The sequence below is a fragment of the Actinoplanes sp. NPDC049599 genome, from assembly GCF_044465625.1.
Classification (GTDB): domain Bacteria; phylum Actinomycetota; class Actinomycetes; order Mycobacteriales; family Micromonosporaceae; genus Actinoplanes.
In genome coordinates this window covers 93,622-110,201 of the sequence record NZ_JBITLX010000024.1, presented here as the reverse complement: position 1 = coordinate 110,201, position 16,580 = coordinate 93,622, and the positions used below count along the sequence as shown (strand labels likewise).

Genomic DNA, 16,580 nt, shown 5'->3' with positions numbered 1-16,580 from the left:
CCCGCCCCGTAGCTATCCATGCTGCAACGGGGCAGCCCGACGAACGCGGAGGAGCGCTGCATGTACCGCAGGAACAGGATGAGCGGCCGGGCCCGGAAACTGCTGATCGGCGTGGCCGCAGCGACGCTGGCCGGCGGCGCGTTCGCCGTGAGCACCGGCATGAGCAGCGCGGGCGAGAACTGCGCCGGCCTGGACGGCGCGCTGCGCAACAACCTCGACTTCATCGCCGCCCAGCGGGCCAACCCGGACGCGCTCTCCGACGCGCGGATCGCCAACCGCCAGGCCGTGGTCGACCTGATCAACCAGCGTCGCGCCACCGCCGGCTGCACCGGCAACGTGCAGGCGGCACCGACAAAAGCCGCGCCGACAAAAGCCGCACCGACCAAGGCGGCGCCGACCAAGGCACCGGCCAACACCGGCACCGGTGAGGTCGTCTGCAAGGGCTCGACCGTGACCCTGTCCGGCGAGGGCGGCGCGCCGGCCGCGTCCAGCGGCACGTTCCCGATCGGCACCACGCTGAAGGTGACGAACCTGGACAACAACAAGAGCATCACCGTCAAGGTGGCGACCCCGTCCGGCAGCTGCGTGCTGCTCAACAACGCGGCCTTCGAGGGCGTCCGGGAGCCGGGCAAGTTCCTCATCCGGCGCGCCGTGATCGAACGAGTGGGATAAACGTGAGCGGCCCGGGCTGGTCCGGGCCGCTTACCAACCGTTAAGTTCTGGGGCATGACGGTTCCCCAGCAGCGCTCGAGCCCGGACCCGGCGCTCGCGCTGCGTGGTCTCGTCAAGCGGTTCGAGGCCAAGGTGGCGGTCGCCGGCGTTGATCTCGACGTGCCGGCCGGCTCGTTCTTCGGACTGCTCGGCCCGAACGGCGCGGGCAAGACCACCACCCTGTCCATGGCGGTCGGCCTGCTGCGGCCCGACGCGGGCCAGGCTCGCATCCTCGGGTACGACGTCTGGGCCGACCCGGTCGCCGCCAAGTCCCGGATCGGCGTGCTGCCGGACGGCGTCCGCCTCTTCGACCGGCTCACCGGCACCGAGCTGCTGGCGTACCACGGGCTGCTGCGCGGGATGGACGCCGAGGTCGTCGACCAGCGCGCCGCCGAGCTGCTGGACGTGCTGGCCCTGGGCGCGGACAACCGCACCCTGGTGGTCGACTACTCCGCCGGCATGAAGAAGAAGATCGGCCTGGCCTGCGCGATGCTGCACGCGCCCCGGCTGCTGGTGCTCGACGAGCCGTTCGAGGCCGTCGACCCGGTGTCCGCGGCGCTGATCCGCGACATCCTGCAGCGGTACGTCTCCGGCGGCGGCACGGTGGTCTTCTCCAGCCACGTGATGGCGGTGGTCGAGCGGCTGTGCAGCCACGTGGCGATCCTGGCCGACGGCACCATCCGGCTGCGCGGCACGCTCGCCGAGGTCCGCGGCGAGCGGTCGCTGGAGGACGTGTTCGTCGAGGTGGTCGGCGGCCGGACGGCAACCGGGTCGGAACTCGCGTGGCTGTAGGCGTCCGGCACTTCGTCCGGCTGAAGTTGCGCGTCACCGCGAACGGCCTGCGCGGCCAGACCTGGCGGGTCGCCCTGTTCGTGCTCGGCGCGGTGCTCGCGGCGTGCGCGGCCGTCGGCGGGTACGCCCTGTTCAGCCTGCCCGGCCTGCTGCACGAGCAGCGGGCGGCCGAGGTGGCGCTGCCGCTGGCCGGCGGGATCGTCATGCTCGGCTGGCTGTTCCTGCCGCTGGTGTTCTTCGGCGTCGACGAGTCCCTCGACCCGGCCCGCTTCGCGCTGCTGCCGCTGTCCCGGCACACGCTCATCCGGGGCCTGTTCGTCGCGTCGCTGGCCGGCGTCCCGGCGGTGGCGACCTTCGCCGGCACGCTGGGCATGGTCGACTCGGCGGTCCGGCTCGGCGGTCCGGGCGCCGGGCTCGTCCAGCTCGCCGGGGTGGTCACCGGCATCCTGCTGTGCGCGGCGATCAGCCGGTCGCTGACCAGCGCCTTCGCCACCGCCCTGCGGTCGCGGCGGTCCCGTGACCTGGCAACCGTGCTGCTGGCCTGCGTCGCCGCGCTGCTCGGTCCGCTGCAACTGGCCGCGCTCGCCGGCGCCGAGAACGCCGACTGGGCCGGGGTCGCCCGGGTCGCCGACGTGGTGGCTTGGACACCGTTCGGGGCGCCGTACAGCGTGGGGCTGGATGTCGCGGCGGGGCGGCTGTGGGCCGTACCGGTGAAGTTCGTGCTGGTCCTGGCGACCATCGGGCTGTTGTTGCGGTGGTGGTCCGCGACGCTGGAGCGGGCGATGCTCGGCGCGGTCGGCCGGTCCGGTCCGCGCGAGCGGCCGGCCTCGGCGCGCCGGCCGGTCGCCCAGCTGGTGCCGTCCTGGCTGCCGCGCAGCCGGTTCGGCGCGCTGACCGCCCGGGAGATCCGGTACTGGTGGCGCGAGACGCGGCGGCGGGCCAGCCTGATCACCTTCAGCGTGGTCGGCGTGTTCCTGCCGGTGTTCATCGGGGTGAGCAGCGGATCCGCCGACGCCCCGATCGGCATGCTGGTCTTCGTGGGCGCCCTGGCCGCGGTGAGCCTGGCGAACCAGTTCGGCTTCGAGGGCAGCGCCTACGCGGCCAACGTCGTGGCCGGCGTCCCCGGTCGGCTCGAGCTGACGTCGCGGGTTGCGGGTTTCTCCGTGTACGTGATCCCGGCGCTGATGGCCATCTCGGTCATCGTCGGCGTCGCCGTGGGCCGCCCGGAGACGATCCCGGCCCAGCTCGGCATCCTGGCCGCGGCGTACGGCGTGGGCCTCGCCCTGGTCCTGCCGATCTCGGTGCGGGTCGCCTACGCGCTGCCCGACACCGCCAACCCGTTCGCGCTGTCCTCGGGCGGCGGCATGGCCAAGGGGCTGCTCACCTTCGCCGCCCTGTTCGGCGCGGCGCTGATCACCGCGCCGCTCCAGGTGGCCGCCTTCCTGGCCGACGACGTCTGGCTGTGGGCCGGCCTCCCGGTGGGCGTGCTGTACGGCGCCGGCGCCCTGCTGATCGGGCTCCGCCTGGCCGGCCCGATGCTGGACAGGCGGATGCCCGAGCTGCTGGCGACCGTGACCGCCCGTCAGTAACGGGTGCCCATCGCCTCCCGTACCTCCTCGAGGGTCTGCTCCGCGATGGCGTTGGCCCGCGCGTTGCCGGCCCGCAGCACCTCCCGCACCAGCCCCGGCTCCTGCGCGTACGCGGCCCGGCGCGCCCGCATCGGCGCCAGGAACTCGTTGACCGCCTCGGTGACGGTCCGCTTCAGCGCCGCGGCGCCCGCGTCGCCGATCCCCGCGGCGACCTCGTGCGGATCCCGGTCCAGGCAGAGCGCGGCCAGCTGCACCAGCCCGGCCACCCCGGGCCGCCCGTCCGGATCGAAGGTGATGTGCCGGTCGGCGTCCGTCCTGGCGCCCCGGATCAGCCGGGCGGTCTCGTCCGGGGTCGCGGCGAGCGCGATGGCGTTGCCGCGGCTCTTGCTCATCTTCGTGCCGTCGGTGCCCAGCAGCAGCGGCGCGGCGCCGAGCAGGGCCTCCGGCACCGGGAACACCGGCCCGTAGCGCTCGTTGAAGCGCCTGGCCACCGTCCGGGTGACCTCGACGTGCGGGAGCTGGTCCTGGCCGACCGGCACCAGGTTGCCCTTGCAGAACAGGATGTCGGCGGCCTGGTGCACCGGGTAGGTGAACATCAGCCCGCTGACCGAGCTCTGCCGCGAGTGCGCGACCTCGTCCTTCACGGTCGGGTTGCGCTGCAGCTCGGGCACGCTGACCAGGCTGAGGAACGGCAGCACGAGCTGGTTGAGCGCGGGCACCGCGCTGTGCGTGAAGATCGTGGCCCGGGCCGGGTCGAGCCCCGCGGCGAGGTAGTCGAGGACCAGCCCGTCGACGGTCGGGCCGAGCCGTTCAGCGACGTCGCGGTCGGTCAGCACCTGATAGTCGGCGACGACCACGACCAGTTCGACGCCGCTGCGCTGGAGCCGGACCCGGTTGCGCAGGGTGCCGAAGTAGTGGCCGAGGTGCAGGGGGCCGGTGGGCCGGTCGCCGGTCAGCACGCGGAAGTCGCCGGGCCGGGCGGCGACGCGGTCGGCGAGGCTCAGGGTCTGGGTGGACACGGTGGTCTCCTTCGAGGGTCGGCGGACGCCCCGGGAAAGAGAAAACGGGCCGTCCGATGGGACGGCCCGCGCGTGCGGAGGTGGCAGCCGTCGCTAGGACGGACGCCAGCTCTGCGGGCACGCGGTGTACACAGCACAGAGATTACCGCGCGACCGGCAGAATGTTTCCCGTGAAACCTGTCGAGCCCGGTGCGCACATCCACTCCAGTGATCCGTTCGCCACCCCTGAGCAGGACAGATCCGCGGTCCGGCGGCTCCGGGGCCGGCTCGCCGCGCCGGTCACGCTCTGGACCGCGCCCGGCCCGGCCGGCCTCACCGTCTCCTCGATGCTCGTCGCCGACGGCAGCCCCGGCCGGGTGCTCGGGCTCGTCGACGAGGAGAGCGAGTTCTGGGACGCGGCCGCGCTGGCCGGGCGCTTCGCCGTCACCCCGCTGGGGCCGGCGGACCAGCAGCTCGCCGACCGCTTCGCCGGCCTGATGCCCGCGCCGGGCGGGTTGTTCGCCGGCCCGGGGTGGACCGGGACGGAGTACGGGCCGGTGCCGGCGGGAGCGGGCACCTGGGCCGGCTGCCGGCTGGACGAGCGCCGGCCGTACGGCTGGGGCCTGCTCGTCGAGGCCACCATCGAGTCGATCCAGCTGGACGACGCCGGGCTCGTGCCCCTGCTCCACTTCCGTGGCCGGTACCGGGGGCTCGACCGGTAAGCGCAACAGAGCCGCCGCTCGGCGCACCCCCTGACCAGCGACCAGTGACGGCCACCACTGCTTCGTACGGTGCGGAAAAGACCCGCCCCCACGAAGGTGGTGAGCCACGTTGACAACCGAAGTAACCCCGACCGAGAAGTACCTCGAGGTCCAGCGCTCCGCTGAGTTCGCCGGGTTGCGCCGCAAGCTGCGCAACTTCGTCTTCCCCATGACCATCGCGTTCTTCCTCTGGTACGCGCTCTACGTCCTGCTCTCGGCGTACGCCCGGGGCTTCATGTCCGTGAAGCTCATCGGGAACATCAACGTCGCGCTGCTGCTCGGACTGCTGCAGTTCGTCTCGACGTTCGTGATCGCCTGGTACTACTCGCGGTTCGCCGCCAAGGAGATCGACCCGATCGCCGACAAGATCAACGCGGACCTCACGGCCGGCGCCGCGGCCCGCGCCGACGCGGCGGCTCCGGCCCGCAGCGACGACGCCCCCGAGACGGACCAGGAGGCGGCCAAGTAATGGAATCTCATCTGAACCTCGCGGCCGAGGCGAGCCAGGCCAGCAGCCGCACCCTGACCATCACGCTGTTCCTGGTCTTCGTCGCGATCACCCTGGGCATCACGATCTGGGCGAGCCGGCAGACCAAGACGGCCACCGACTACTACGCCGGCGGCCGGTCGTTCTCCGGCTTCCAGAACGGCATGGCGATCGGCGGCGACTACATGTCGGCGGCCTCGTTCCTGGGCATCGCCGGCCTGATCGCCCTGTACGGCTACGACGGCTTCCTGTACTCGATCGGCTTCCTGGTCGCCTGGCTCGTCGCGCTGCTGCTGGTGGCGGAGTTCCTGCGCAACTCGGGCCGGTACACGATGGCCGACGTGCTGGCGTTCCGGATGCGCCAGCGCCCGGTCCGCACGGCGGCGTCGGTCTCCACCATCGTCGTGTCGATCTTCTACCTGATCGCCCAGATGGTCGGCGCGGGCGCGCTGGTCAGCCTGCTGCTCGGGATCAAGCCCGGCACCACGTTCCTGGGCATGGACGCCGACACCGCGAAGATCGCCACGATCATCCTGGTCGGCGCGCTGATGATCGTGTACGTGGTGGTCGGTGGCATGAAGGGCACCACCTACGTGCAGATCGTCAAGGCGTTCCTGCTGATGTCGGGCGCGCTGCTGATGACCCTGCTGGTGCTGGCGCACTACAAGTTCAACCTGTCGACGCTGCTGGGTGACGCCGCCGAGCAGTCGGGCAAGGGCACGGCGTTCCTCGAACCGGGCCTGCGGTACGGCGTGGAAACCGCCGGCGACGCGGCGAAGACGTTCTACAGCAAGATGGACCTGCTCTCGCTCGGCATCGCGCTGGTGCTCGGCACGGCGGGCCTGCCGCACATCCTGACCCGGTTCTACACGGTGCCGACCAGCAAGATCGCTCGCAAGAGCGTGCTCTGGGCGATCGGCATCATCGGCACCTTCTACCTGTTCACCCTGGCCCTGGGCTTCGGCGCGGCGGCCCTGGTGGGCAGCAAGGCGATCACCGCACAGGACAAGGCGGGCAACACGGCCGCACCGCAGCTGGCCCAGGCGCTCGGCATCGACTACTTCGGCGGCAACACCGGCGGCGCGGTGCTGCTGGCGATCATCGCGGCGGTGGCCTTCGCCACCATCCTCGCGGTGGTGGCCGGCCTGACCCTGGCGTCGTCGTCGAGCGTGGCGCACGACTTCTACGCCAGCGTCGTCAAGCGCGGCCAGGCCTCGGAACGCGACGAGGTGCGGGTGGCCCGGATCTCGGCGTTTGTCATCGGCGCGATCGCGATCGTCTTGTCGATCTTCGCGCAGAGCCTGAACGTGGCGTTCCTGGTGGCGCTGGCGTTCGCGGTGGCGGCCTCCGGCAACCTGCCGGCGATCATCTACAGCCTGTTCTGGAAGAAGTTCAACACCTCCGGCGCGCTGTGGGCGATCTACGGCGGCCTGATCTCCGCCGTGGTGCTGGTGTTCTTCTCGCCCGTCGTGTCCGGTTCGCCCACGGCGATGTTCCCGGACAGCGACTGGCACTGGTTCCCGCTGAACAACCCGGGCATCATCTCGATCCCGATCGGCTTCCTCTGCGGCTGGATCGGCGCGGTGATCTCGAAGGAGTCGGACGAGGACAAGTACGCCGAGCTCGAGGTCCGGTCGCTGACCGGCTTCGGCGCGCACTAGCCGAGCACCAGCCGGCAACGGCGGAAACAGCCCCGGGGCCGACGCGCGAAATGCGCGCCGGCCCCGGTCGCTTAGAGTTGCCACCATGTCAGTGCAGCAGCGGTACGGCGAAGGCCATCGAATCCTCGTCAGCGGCGGTGCCGGTTTTGTGCCGTCCCACGTCGTCGACGCCCTCCTGGCCCGGGGCTGCACCGTGGTGGCGATCGACAACTTCATCACCGGCGCCAAGGAGAACGTGGCGCACCTGGCCGACGAGCCCCGCTTCACGATGGTCGAGGCCGACCTCAGCGACGGCCTGCCCGCGCACCCGGCGCTGCTCGACCGCTTCGACGCGATCCTGCACATGGCCTCGCCGGCCAGCCCCACCGACTTCACCAAGCTGCCGGTGGAGATCCTCAAGGTCGGCTCGGTGGGCACGCTGGCGCTGCTCGACCGCTCGGTGGTGGACGCGGCGCGCTTCCTGATGGCGTCGACCTCGGAGGCGTACGGCGACCCGATGGTGCACCCGCAGCCGGAGACGTACTGGGGCAACGTCAACCCGATCGGCATCCGCTCGGTCTACGACGAGTCCAAGCGGTTCGCCGAGGCGGCCACGATGGGCTACCACCGGTTCCACGGCCTCTCCACCGCGATCGTGCGCATCTTCAACACGTACGGCCCGCGGATGCGCCCCGACGACGGCCGGGCCATCCCCACCTTCATCAGCCAGGCGCTGCGCGGGGCTCCGATCACCGTGCACGGCACCGGCGCGCAGACCCGGTCCATCACCTACGTCGACGATCTGGTCCGCGGCATCCTGCTGCTGCTCGACTCGGCAGAGACCGGCCCGATCAACTGCGGCACCGAGCACGAGCTGACCATGCTCCAGCTGGCCGAGCTGATCGTCCGGCTGTGCGGCAGCGACTCGCGGATCGACCTGGTCGAGCGCACGGCCGACGACCCGGAGAAGCGCCGCCCCGACCTCACCCTGGCCCGCACGCTGCTCGGCTACGAGCCGCAGGTGGGCCCGGAAGAGGGGCTGAAGCGCACGATCGACTTCTTCAAGGGCTGAGCATTTCGGCCCGGTAGTGAACGTTTCACGAAGAGTAATTGTCTCCTCCCTTCGTGCCGCGCCAGTGTCGATGCACGCTTTGCCTGGTTCCCGGTACGTAACCTGAAGTCATGTCTGCGACCACGTCCCCTTGGGGTAGCTCCTCCGGCCGGGCTTCCGTGCCGGGCTCGATGAGCCGGGCCTCGGTGCCCGGCTCGGGCCGCGCCGGCGTCGGCGGTCCCGCATCGGCACGCGCCGGTGTCCCCCGCGGGTACGGCGCAGCCCCCGCCGGCCGCGAGGACTGGCCGCCGCGAGGCTCCGGCGCGGGCCCCGGCGGACCGGTCGGCCCGCCGCGTGGGCCCGGCTCCGGCCGGCCGTACAAGGGCAAGCGCAAGCCGCACTGGGGCCGGATCGCCGCCGTGGCCGCCGCCGTCCTGGTGGTCGGCGCCCTGGTCGCCGGCATCTCCCTGTACGGCTACGCCAACGGCCTCAACGACGACCTCAAGCGCACCAACGCGTTCGAGGACATCACCAACGGCCGGCCGGCCAAGACGGTGGACGGCGCGCTCAACATCCTGCTGGTCGGCAGCGACTCACGGGACCCGGACGCGACCAAGGACGACACCAACCAGTGGCGCGCGGACACGCTGATCGTCATGCACATCCCGGCCGACCACAAATCCGCCCAGCTGGTGTCGATCCCGCGGGACCTGTGGGTGCAGATCCCGTCCGGCAACTCGGCGGACTGCAGCAGCGGCAGCCGGGCCAAGATCAATGCGGCGTTCGCGTTCGGTGGCCTGCCCCGCGCGGTGCGGACCGTGGAGTGCATGACCGACGTGCACCTGGACCACGTGCTGGCGATCGACTTCGGCGGCTTCAAGGAGGTCACCGACGCCCTCGGCGGCGTGGACCTGAAGGTGGAGCAGAGCATCACCTCGATCCACAAGCCGTTCCGCAAGTTCAAGAAGGGCACCATGCACATGGACGGTGCCCAGGCGCTCGACTGGATCCGTCAGCGCAAGCAGTTCGCCCGCGGCGACTTCGCCCGGATGCAGCACCAGCAGGAGTTCCTCAAGGCGCTGATGGACAAGGCGGCGAGCACCGGCACCCTGAGCAACCCGGCGAAGCTCAACAGCTTCCTGAAGGCGACCACCAACGCGATCACCGCCGACCAGGACTTCTCGCTGACCGACATGGCGCTGCAGTTCCGCAGCCTGCGCGGCGAGAACCTCACCTTCATCACCAGCCCCAACCTGGGCGGGCAGACCATCGCCGGGCAGAGCGTCGTGGTCTCCGATCGGGAGAAGGCTCTTGCTTTGTACAAGGCGATCGCTGCCGACAAGATGGATGAGTGGATGACGTCGACCAAGACGGCGCCGTCGACCCAGGCCAACGGCTGATCTGAACAAGATCCGGGCAAACGGCGCGGGTCGGCGGTAATCGTCGGCTCGCGCCGTTGTTTAACGCTGCGTGTCATTTATCCGAAACCTCGGAGACCTCGCAAGAGATCGAAGTTGAACGTACAGTGATGTCCGCCCGGATGCCGAACCGCTTGGAGAGCGCATGACCGTCCAGACCCCCCGACGGGTTTCGTCGATGGATCGGGACGCCGTGAAGGCCCCCAACCGTCCGGCACCGCCGGCCTCGTCCCAGGTCCGCAAGAAGGCCAAGAAGAGGGACCCGCTCTGGGCGAAGATGACGCTCGTCTTCGGCGCGGTCCTGATGATGGCCAGCGGCGCCGGCATCGTCGGCACCAAGTGGATGGTCAGCAGCGCGACCAGCGCGGTGACCCAGGACAACCTGCTGGGCGGCACCAAGAAGACGGCGGCCGAGGGCGGCAACAGCCTCAAGGGCCCGATCGACCTGCTGCTGATGGGCGTGGACGCGCGCAAGCGCTGGGCGGTCGACGACCTGCACGCCGACACGATCATCATCCTGCACATCCCGGCCAGCCACGACCAGGCGTACCTCGTCTCGATCCCGCGCGACACCGAGGTGCGGGTGCCCGCGTTCGCCAAGAGCAAGTATCCGGGCGGCACCGCGAAGGCCACCGAGGCGTTCTTCCACGGCGCCCAGAACGGCGGCGGCTGGGCCGGCGGCGCGCAGCTCATGGCGCAGACGCTGAAGAACACCACGGGCATCAGCTTCGACGGCGCGGCGATCATCGACTTCAACGGCTTCAAGGGCGTCATCGACGCGCTCAAGGGCGTCAGGATGTGCGTCGACCAGCGGGTCAAGTCGCACCACATGGTCATGGTGGGCGGCAAGCCGATGTATCTGGCCGACGCCCGCAAGACCGGCAAGGCCCAGACGCCGATCTGGCACGAGAAGGGCTGCCGCGACATGGAGGGCTGGGAAGCCCTCGACTACGCCCGCCAGCGGTACGGCCTGGAGAAGGGCGACTACGACCGCCAGCGCCACCAGCAGCAGCTCATCAAGGCGATGGCGAAGAAGGCCAGCAACAGCGGCGTGCTGACCAACCCGGTCAAGGTCAGCTCGCTGATCAAGGCCGCGGGCAAGGCGTTCGTGCTGGACACCGGCGGCGTGCCGGTCGCCGACTTCATCTTCACCCTCAAGGGTGTCGCCGCCAACGACCTCGTGTTGCTGCGCAGCAACAACGGCTCGTTCGCCGGCAACGGCAGCGGCCGGGAGACGATCACGCCCAAGACGATGGACATGTTCCGGGCCGTCAAGCAGGACAAACTCGCGGACTTCATCATCGGCAACCCGGACGTCGTGGCCAAGGAGAAGTAGCTCTACGCTGGTCACGTGTTCGGACCTCAGGTACCCAGCGTGACGCCGTCACAGGTCGAGGCCACTGCCTACCTGCTTGATGTGCGGGAGCCCGACGAGTGGACGGCGGGCCATGCCCCCGGCGCTCACCACCTGCCGATGATGGAGGTCCCCGCGCGCCTCGCTGAGATCCCGGCCGACACCGAGGTCGTGGTGGTGTGCCGCTCCGGCGGGCGCTCCGGCCAGGTCGTGTCGTACCTGATGAGCAACGGGTGGGACAACGTCCGCAATCTCGACGGCGGCATGCAGGCGTGGGCCGGCAACGGCCGCGATGTCGTCAGCGAGAACGGTCAGCCACCCCGCGTCCTGTGACCGACGGCCGACCCCTGGTCTTCGCCCACCGCGGCGGGGCCGACGCGCTGCCGGAGCACACCCTCGCCGCGTATCTGCGCGCGCTCGACGAGGGTGCCGACGGCGTGGAATGCGACGTGCGGCTGACCCGCGACGGCCACCTGGTCTGCGTGCACGACCGGCGGCTCAACCGCACCAGCAACGGCACCGGGCTGGTCAGCGGCAAGACGCTGGCCGAGCTGGACGCGCTCGACTTCGCCTCCTGGCACCCGGCCGCGGCGACCGAGGAGTGGCAGGACGACCACGTCCGGCTGCTCACCCTGGAGCGTCTGCTGGGTGCTCTGCGTGACCACGGCGGCCCGGTCCGGCTACTCATCGAGACCAAACACCCGTCACGGTACGGCGCCGAGGTCGAGCGCCGGCTCGTCGAGATGCTGCACCGGTACGGCCTGGCCGAGCCGAAGCCGGACGACCCGATCCAGGTGACCGTGATGTCCTTCGCGGCGCTGGCGCTGCGCCGGGTCCGCCGGCTGGCTCCGGCCATCCCGACGGTCTACCTGCTGGAGATCGTGCCACCGGGCGTGGGCCGCGGCCGGCTGCCGTTCGGCGCCCGGATCGCCGGCCCGGGGATCGGCCTGATCCGGTCCCGCCCCCAGCTGATCTCCGCGCTGCGCGCCGCCGGCCACCAGACCTACATCTGGACCGTCAACGACGAGCCGGATCTCGACCTGGTGCTCGCCCAGCGCCCCGACGGCATCATCAGCGACCGCCCGAAGTTTGTGCTCGACCGGCTGCAGAAGGCGCCACCCGTGTGACACCTGACACTCTTTGCCGGATAGCGGCAAGATCCACACTAACCGCCCTGCCCAAAAGCCCGTAAGCGAGGCAGACTCGCAGACATGCCGGATCGACCCGACTACGCCGCGCTGACGCGAGGGCAGATCGCGCTTCTCGACCGGATCAACGCCGGCGAGGCCGGCCTGGCTGTGCTGAACCAGCTCGTCCGCCTCGCCCAGGACGTGCTGGGCGGGCTCGGCGCCAGCTTCGCCGAGTACAGCCCCGGGCACGGCCGGATCATCGCCGCCAGCGGCCGCTGCGCCCGCGCGCTGGGCCGCCGGGTGGACCGCGAGAACAACCCGCTGGCCACCGGCGACCGCACCCAGCTGCTGCCGCTCGGCTCGGTCAACGACGAGCTCGCCGGCCAGATCGAGGGCGGCGACCGGCACCGGCTGCTGGGCGCCCGGTGCGAGATCGGCGGCCTGATCGTGGGCTCCCTGCACGTGTACTACGGCGCCGTCGACGAGCCCGGCCCCGAGCACCACGACGTGCTGGAACTGCTCGCCACCAACATCGGCCACATGTACGGCGACCAGGCCGGCCTGCCGGTGCACGGCGACGGCCCGGTGGTGGCCGCCCTCTCCGACGGGTTGACCATCATCGACCGCGACGGCGTCGTGCAGCTCTGGAACCCGGCCGCCGAGCAGCTCACCGGGCGCAGCGCCGCCGAGGTGCTGGGCCGCGAGCTGCAGTTGCCGGTGCCGCCGCCGGGCCAGGTGCTGGTGCACCGGCTGCCCTCCGGCCGGCTGCTCAAGGTCACCGCGGGCGATCTGCCGCACACCCCGTCGATGCGGGTGGTGACGTTCCGGGACTCCACCGACCAGGACCGCCGGCACGAGGACCGCGACCTGTTCGTCGCCGTGACCAGCCACGAGCTGCGCACCCCGGTCACCGTGATCAAGGGCTACGCGGACACCCTGACCAACCACTGGGAGACCCTCGGCGAGGACGGGCGGCAGGAGGCGGTCCGGGTGATCGGCGCGCGCGCCGGTGAGCTGGCCCGGCTGGTCGACCGGCTGCTCTCGGCGACCAGCGACGACGGCGAGGTGGGCGGCCAGCCGCCCGGGCCGTTCGATCTCACGGAGGGCCTGCGGCACGCCGCCGGCGACCTGCCCGCCGACCTGCGCCGCCGGCTGGTGCTCGACCGGCTGCCGACCGAGCTGCCGAAGGCGTTCGGCGACCGCGACTCGCTCGCCACGATCCTCACCGAGCTGGCCACCAACGCGGACAAGTATTCGGCCCCGGACACCGAGGTCGAGCTGACCGCGGCGGCCGACGAGGCGACGGTGACCTTCCGGGTCGCCGACCGCGGCGTCGGCGTCAAGCCGGAACACGTCGAGCGTGCCTTCGAGCGTTACTGGCAGGGCGACTCGCACGACCGTGGCCGCAACCCGGGTGCCGGCCTGGGCCTGTACCTGGTCCGCCGGATCGTGGAGCGGCAGCACGGCTGGGTCTCGCTGCGCCCGCGCGAGGGCGGCGGCACGGTCGCGGAGGTCCGGCTCCCGCGAGCCTGAGTGCCCCGATCGTCCGGCCACCGCATAGGCTGGTTCGCCGTGAGCAAGCGTCGAAACCCCCGCGCCGCCGCCAACGCGGCCCCCAAGCGCCAGAAGGTGCGTGACATCTTCGTCGCCCGGCCGTTCGAAGGCCTGGCCGACGAGCCGGAGTGGATCGCGCTGAGGGAGCTGGTTCCGGCCGCTTCCGCGCCGCTGACCCTCAAACCGGAGATCATCTCCGAGTACGGGGACCGCCCCGTCACGCTCTCCACGGTGCTGCCGATGGCCTGGCCGGCGATGACCCGCCAGGACGGCCGGATCTTCGTCGGGCTGCAGCGGCACGTGCAGTCCGGGGACGTGTCCCGGGACATCGCCGTGGCGATCCTGTGCGCCCTCAAGACCGAGCCCGGTGACACCGTCGCGGTGCCGGCGCTGCCGGGCGAGGGCCCGCGGCTGCAGGACATCCTGGTGGACGGCCCGCTCGACATCTCGATGCACGAGGGCTTCGAGTACTGGCTCGACGCCGAGCAGGCCGAGGACCCGAACGTGAAGGCGTCGCTGGAGCGGGCGAACGCCTCGATCTACCCGACCGTACGGCTGGGCGTACCGGCCGCGTACTGGTGCCGGGTGCAGCCGGACAAGTCGCACGTGCGCTGGGTGCTGCCACAGGAGGAGGACCCGGCGCTGGACGCGCTGGCCCGGCTCTCCGCGAGCGGCGACCTGCTGCTCGGCGAGAACACCAAGTTCGCCGGGATGTTCCGGGCGCACGGCCTGCTGGTGCCGGTCTGGGACGTGCCCGGTGAGCCGGAGGCCGGCGACTGGGAGGCTCCGCTGGCCGACTTCGCCAAGCGCTACACCGACATCCTGGCCGAAACCGGTCCGCTGGACGCCGCGGCCCGGCGCGCCAAGCAGGGTCTGGTCGGTCGGCAGCTGACTTTGCGGTAGGTAGCCGGGTACGTTGCGTCGATGGAGGACCACTTCGCCGGCGACGCGCTCGACACCGAGGTGTGGTTGCCGTATTACCTGCCGCACTGGAGTTCGCGCGCGTCGTCCGCGGCGACGTATCAGGTCTCTGACGGCGAGCTGCGCCTGAGCATCCCGCCCGAGCAGGGCCTGTGGTGCGCGGAGCTGCACGACGGGCCGTTACGTGTCTCGGGCATCCAGAGCGCCGGCTTCTCGGGGCCGGTGGGCAGCCCGGTCGGCGGGCAGCCGTTCCGGGACGACCTGCTGGTCGCCAGCGAGGAGCCGGATTTCTGGGGCTACACACCGCTGTACGGCCACATCGAGGCCCGCGCCCGGGGGGTGCTCTCGCCGCACTCCATGATGGCCTTCTGGCTCGCCGGCATCGAGGACAAGCCGCAGCACTCGGGTGAGATCTGCGTGATGGAGATCTTCGGGGACGCGGTCCGGCCCGGCTCGGCCGACGTCGGCATCGGGCTGCACAAGTTCCGCGACCCCGGGCTGACCGAACAGTGGTCCACAGTGCCGCTGGACCTCGAGGTCACCGAATTCCACACGTACGCGGTCGACTGGCAGCCCGGGTCGCTGGTGTTCACCGTGGACGGTGCGCCGGTGCGCCGGATCGACCAGTCACCGAACTATCCGGTGCAGCTCATGCTGGCGGTCTTCGACTTCCCCGACAAGGCCACCGGCGACGGGCCGGTGCCCGTGCCGGAGCTGGTCGTCTCGCACGTGCGAGGGTCCTGAGCCTCAGCGCTGCGCCCGTTCGATCGGGCAGCTCATGCAGCGCGGCCCGCCCCGGCCCGAGCCCAGCTCCGAACCGCTGATCGCGATCACCTCGATGCCGGCCCGCTCCAGCTGCGCGTTCGTCTCGACGTTGCGCTCGTACGCGACGCAGAGCCGGGGCGCGATCGCCAGCGTGTTGTTGCCGTCGTCCCACTGCTCGCGCTCCGCGGTGACCGGGTCCAGCCCGGTGTCGATGATCCGGAGCCGGTCGATGCCCATCGCCTCCGCGGCCGCGTCCAGGAACGGCCGGGACGGGCCCACCACCGGCTCACCGTCGTACCCGGCGGTCACCGGGTACGCCCGCAGGGTGTCCGCGATGTTCGGGTACATCACCACGGCGTCGACGTCGACCATCGTGCAGACCGTGTCGAGGTGCATGGTGGCGCGTTCCTGGGCGATCGGCACGGCCAGGATCGTGTGGGCCAGCCCGGCGGCGAAGACCCGGCGCGCCAGCCGCTCGGCGCCGGCCGGGGTGGTGCGCTCACCGACGCCGATCGCCAGCACGTTCGGGGCCAGCAGCAGCACGTCGCCGCCCTCGACGTGTTCGAGGCCCGGCCGGTGCAGCAGCTCGGTGCCGGCGAAGCGCGGGTGGTGGGTGTAGATCGCCTGGGTCAGCGTGGTCTCGCGGTTGCGGGCCGGCATCGCCAGGCTGGTGACCGCGACCTGGTCGCGCACCCAGACCGAGGAGTCCCGGGTGAACAGCAGGTTGGGCAGCGGGTCGATGACGAAGTCCAGCCGGTCCATGAGCTGGTAGACCAGCCCGCCCGAGCGGCCGGCGCCCGGCTTGACCTCCTCGTGCGCCAGCCCGGCCATCAGCACCTGGGCCAGCTCGTGCGGCCCGAGGTCGGCCAGGTGGGCGGCGACCCGCTCGCGCAGGGTGTCGCCGAGCCGCGGGGCTTCCAGCACGCTCGCGGTCAGCGCCTCCCGCGCGGCGCCCACGGCCAGCGTCTGCTCCAGCAGTTCGCCCAGGTAGAGGACCTCAACGCCGCGCTCGCGCAGGGCCGCGGCGAACGCGTCGTGCTCCTCCTGGGCCCGGCCCACCCACGGGATGCCGTCGAACAGCAGGGAGTCGTTGTTGCGCGGGGTCAGTCTCGCGAGCTCGGCGCCCGGCCGGTGCAGCATGACCGTGGCTAGCCGGCTCACTTCGCTGTCGACGTAGTGGGCCACGCTCCGAGCCTAGGGCTTGGCCGCCGTTCGGGCGCGTCGTCTGGGGTGTGGCCGTACGGCGCGGAGCCGAGCTGTGACTTAGCGCGCAGAATTTTGAGACAACGCTGCGCGAGCAAGGTAGGTAAGGCTAACTTGGCGGGGACGTTTCGGATTCCTGGGAGCCCTAGGTCGCGTGATGCACCATACGGAAAAAGAGGATGTGCGTGAATGCGGCATTCATCCCC

16 protein-coding genes are annotated in these 16,580 nt (G+C 71.1%); 14 read left to right on the top strand and 2 right to left on the bottom strand.

Going from position 1 to position 16,580, the window contains the following annotated elements; genetic code table 11:
* Positions 1-60: 60 nt before the first annotated feature.
* Genes ACIBQZ_RS32565 through ACIBQZ_RS32555 form a run of 3 tightly spaced genes read left to right on the top strand, consistent with a single transcriptional unit; the run spans position 61 to position 3,092 of the window.
* Positions 61-672: a hypothetical protein gene (locus tag ACIBQZ_RS32565; RefSeq protein ID WP_396092664.1), complete on the top strand. Its 612-nt coding sequence runs from the start codon at positions 61-63 to the stop codon at positions 670-672.
* Positions 673-726: 54 nt separating this feature from the next.
* A complete protein-coding gene (locus tag ACIBQZ_RS32560) occupies positions 727-1,503 on the top strand; it encodes an ABC transporter ATP-binding protein (protein ID WP_396092663.1) in 777 nt (258 codons plus the stop codon).
* On the top strand, positions 1,494-3,092 hold the full coding sequence (locus ACIBQZ_RS32555; protein ID WP_396092662.1) for an ABC transporter permease: 1,599 nt from the start codon (positions 1,494-1,496) through the stop codon (positions 3,090-3,092). The genes ACIBQZ_RS32560 and ACIBQZ_RS32555 overlap by 10 nt, the downstream gene beginning before the upstream one ends.
* Here ACIBQZ_RS32555 and trpS read toward each other — a convergent pair.
* On the bottom strand, positions 3,086-4,111 hold the full coding sequence (trpS, locus tag ACIBQZ_RS32550; RefSeq protein ID WP_396092661.1) for a tryptophan--tRNA ligase: 1,026 nt from the start codon (positions 4,109-4,111) through the stop codon (positions 3,086-3,088). The two genes, ACIBQZ_RS32555 and trpS, sit on opposite strands and share 7 nt — an antisense overlap.
* A gap of 161 nt (positions 4,112-4,272) precedes the next feature.
* Between trpS and ACIBQZ_RS32545 the strand changes: the two genes are divergently transcribed.
* From ACIBQZ_RS32545 to ACIBQZ_RS32495, 11 genes are all read left to right on the top strand, one after another.
* A complete protein-coding gene (locus tag ACIBQZ_RS32545; RefSeq protein ID WP_396092660.1) occupies positions 4,273-4,812 on the top strand; it encodes a flavin reductase family protein in 540 nt (179 codons plus the stop codon).
* 109 nt (positions 4,813-4,921) lie between these two features.
* A complete protein-coding gene (locus ACIBQZ_RS32540) occupies positions 4,922-5,320 on the top strand; it encodes a DUF485 domain-containing protein (RefSeq protein ID WP_396092659.1) in 399 nt (132 codons plus the stop codon).
* On the top strand, positions 5,320-6,999 hold the full coding sequence (locus ACIBQZ_RS32535) for a cation acetate symporter (RefSeq protein WP_396092658.1): 1,680 nt from the start codon (positions 5,320-5,322) through the stop codon (positions 6,997-6,999). The genes ACIBQZ_RS32540 and ACIBQZ_RS32535 overlap by 1 nt, the downstream gene beginning before the upstream one ends.
* An 85-nt stretch (positions 7,000-7,084) precedes the next feature.
* Positions 7,085-8,050: an NAD-dependent epimerase/dehydratase family protein gene (locus ACIBQZ_RS32530; RefSeq protein WP_396092657.1), complete on the top strand. Its 966-nt coding sequence runs from the start codon at positions 7,085-7,087 to the stop codon at positions 8,048-8,050.
* Between the two features lie 110 nt (positions 8,051-8,160).
* Positions 8,161-9,429, top strand: a complete 1,269-nt coding sequence (locus ACIBQZ_RS32525; RefSeq protein WP_396092656.1) for an LCP family protein — start codon at positions 8,161-8,163, stop codon at positions 9,427-9,429.
* Positions 9,430-9,592: 163 nt separating this feature from the next.
* Positions 9,593-10,783, top strand: coding sequence for an LCP family protein (locus ACIBQZ_RS32520; RefSeq protein WP_396092655.1), 1,191 nt, complete (start codon positions 9,593-9,595; stop codon positions 10,781-10,783).
* Positions 10,784-10,798: 15 nt separating this feature from the next.
* Positions 10,799-11,134, top strand: a complete 336-nt coding sequence (locus tag ACIBQZ_RS32515; RefSeq protein ID WP_396092654.1) for a rhodanese-like domain-containing protein — start codon at positions 10,799-10,801, stop codon at positions 11,132-11,134.
* Positions 11,131-11,928, top strand: a complete 798-nt coding sequence (locus ACIBQZ_RS32510) for a glycerophosphodiester phosphodiesterase (RefSeq protein WP_396092653.1) — start codon at positions 11,131-11,133, stop codon at positions 11,926-11,928. Before ACIBQZ_RS32515 ends, ACIBQZ_RS32510 begins: the two co-directional genes overlap by 4 nt.
* Before the next feature lie 84 nt (positions 11,929-12,012).
* Positions 12,013-13,464 (top strand): sensor histidine kinase, encoded by a 1,452-nt coding sequence (locus tag ACIBQZ_RS32505; RefSeq protein ID WP_396092652.1) that lies wholly within the window; start codon positions 12,013-12,015, stop codon positions 13,462-13,464.
* 39 nt (positions 13,465-13,503) lie between these two features.
* Positions 13,504-14,388, top strand: a complete 885-nt coding sequence (locus ACIBQZ_RS32500) for a DUF5926 family protein (RefSeq protein WP_396092651.1) — start codon at positions 13,504-13,506, stop codon at positions 14,386-14,388.
* Between the two features lie 21 nt (positions 14,389-14,409).
* Positions 14,410-15,150 (top strand): glycoside hydrolase family 16 protein, encoded by a 741-nt coding sequence (locus ACIBQZ_RS32495; RefSeq protein ID WP_396092650.1) that lies wholly within the window; start codon positions 14,410-14,412, stop codon positions 15,148-15,150.
* A 3-nt stretch (positions 15,151-15,153) separates the two neighbouring features.
* Here the strand turns inward: ACIBQZ_RS32495 and ACIBQZ_RS32490 are convergent, their stop codons facing one another.
* Positions 15,154-16,356: an arginine deiminase gene (locus ACIBQZ_RS32490; RefSeq protein ID WP_396092649.1), complete on the bottom strand. Its 1,203-nt coding sequence runs from the start codon at positions 16,354-16,356 to the stop codon at positions 15,154-15,156.
* Between the last annotated feature and the right edge of the window lie 224 nt (positions 16,357-16,580).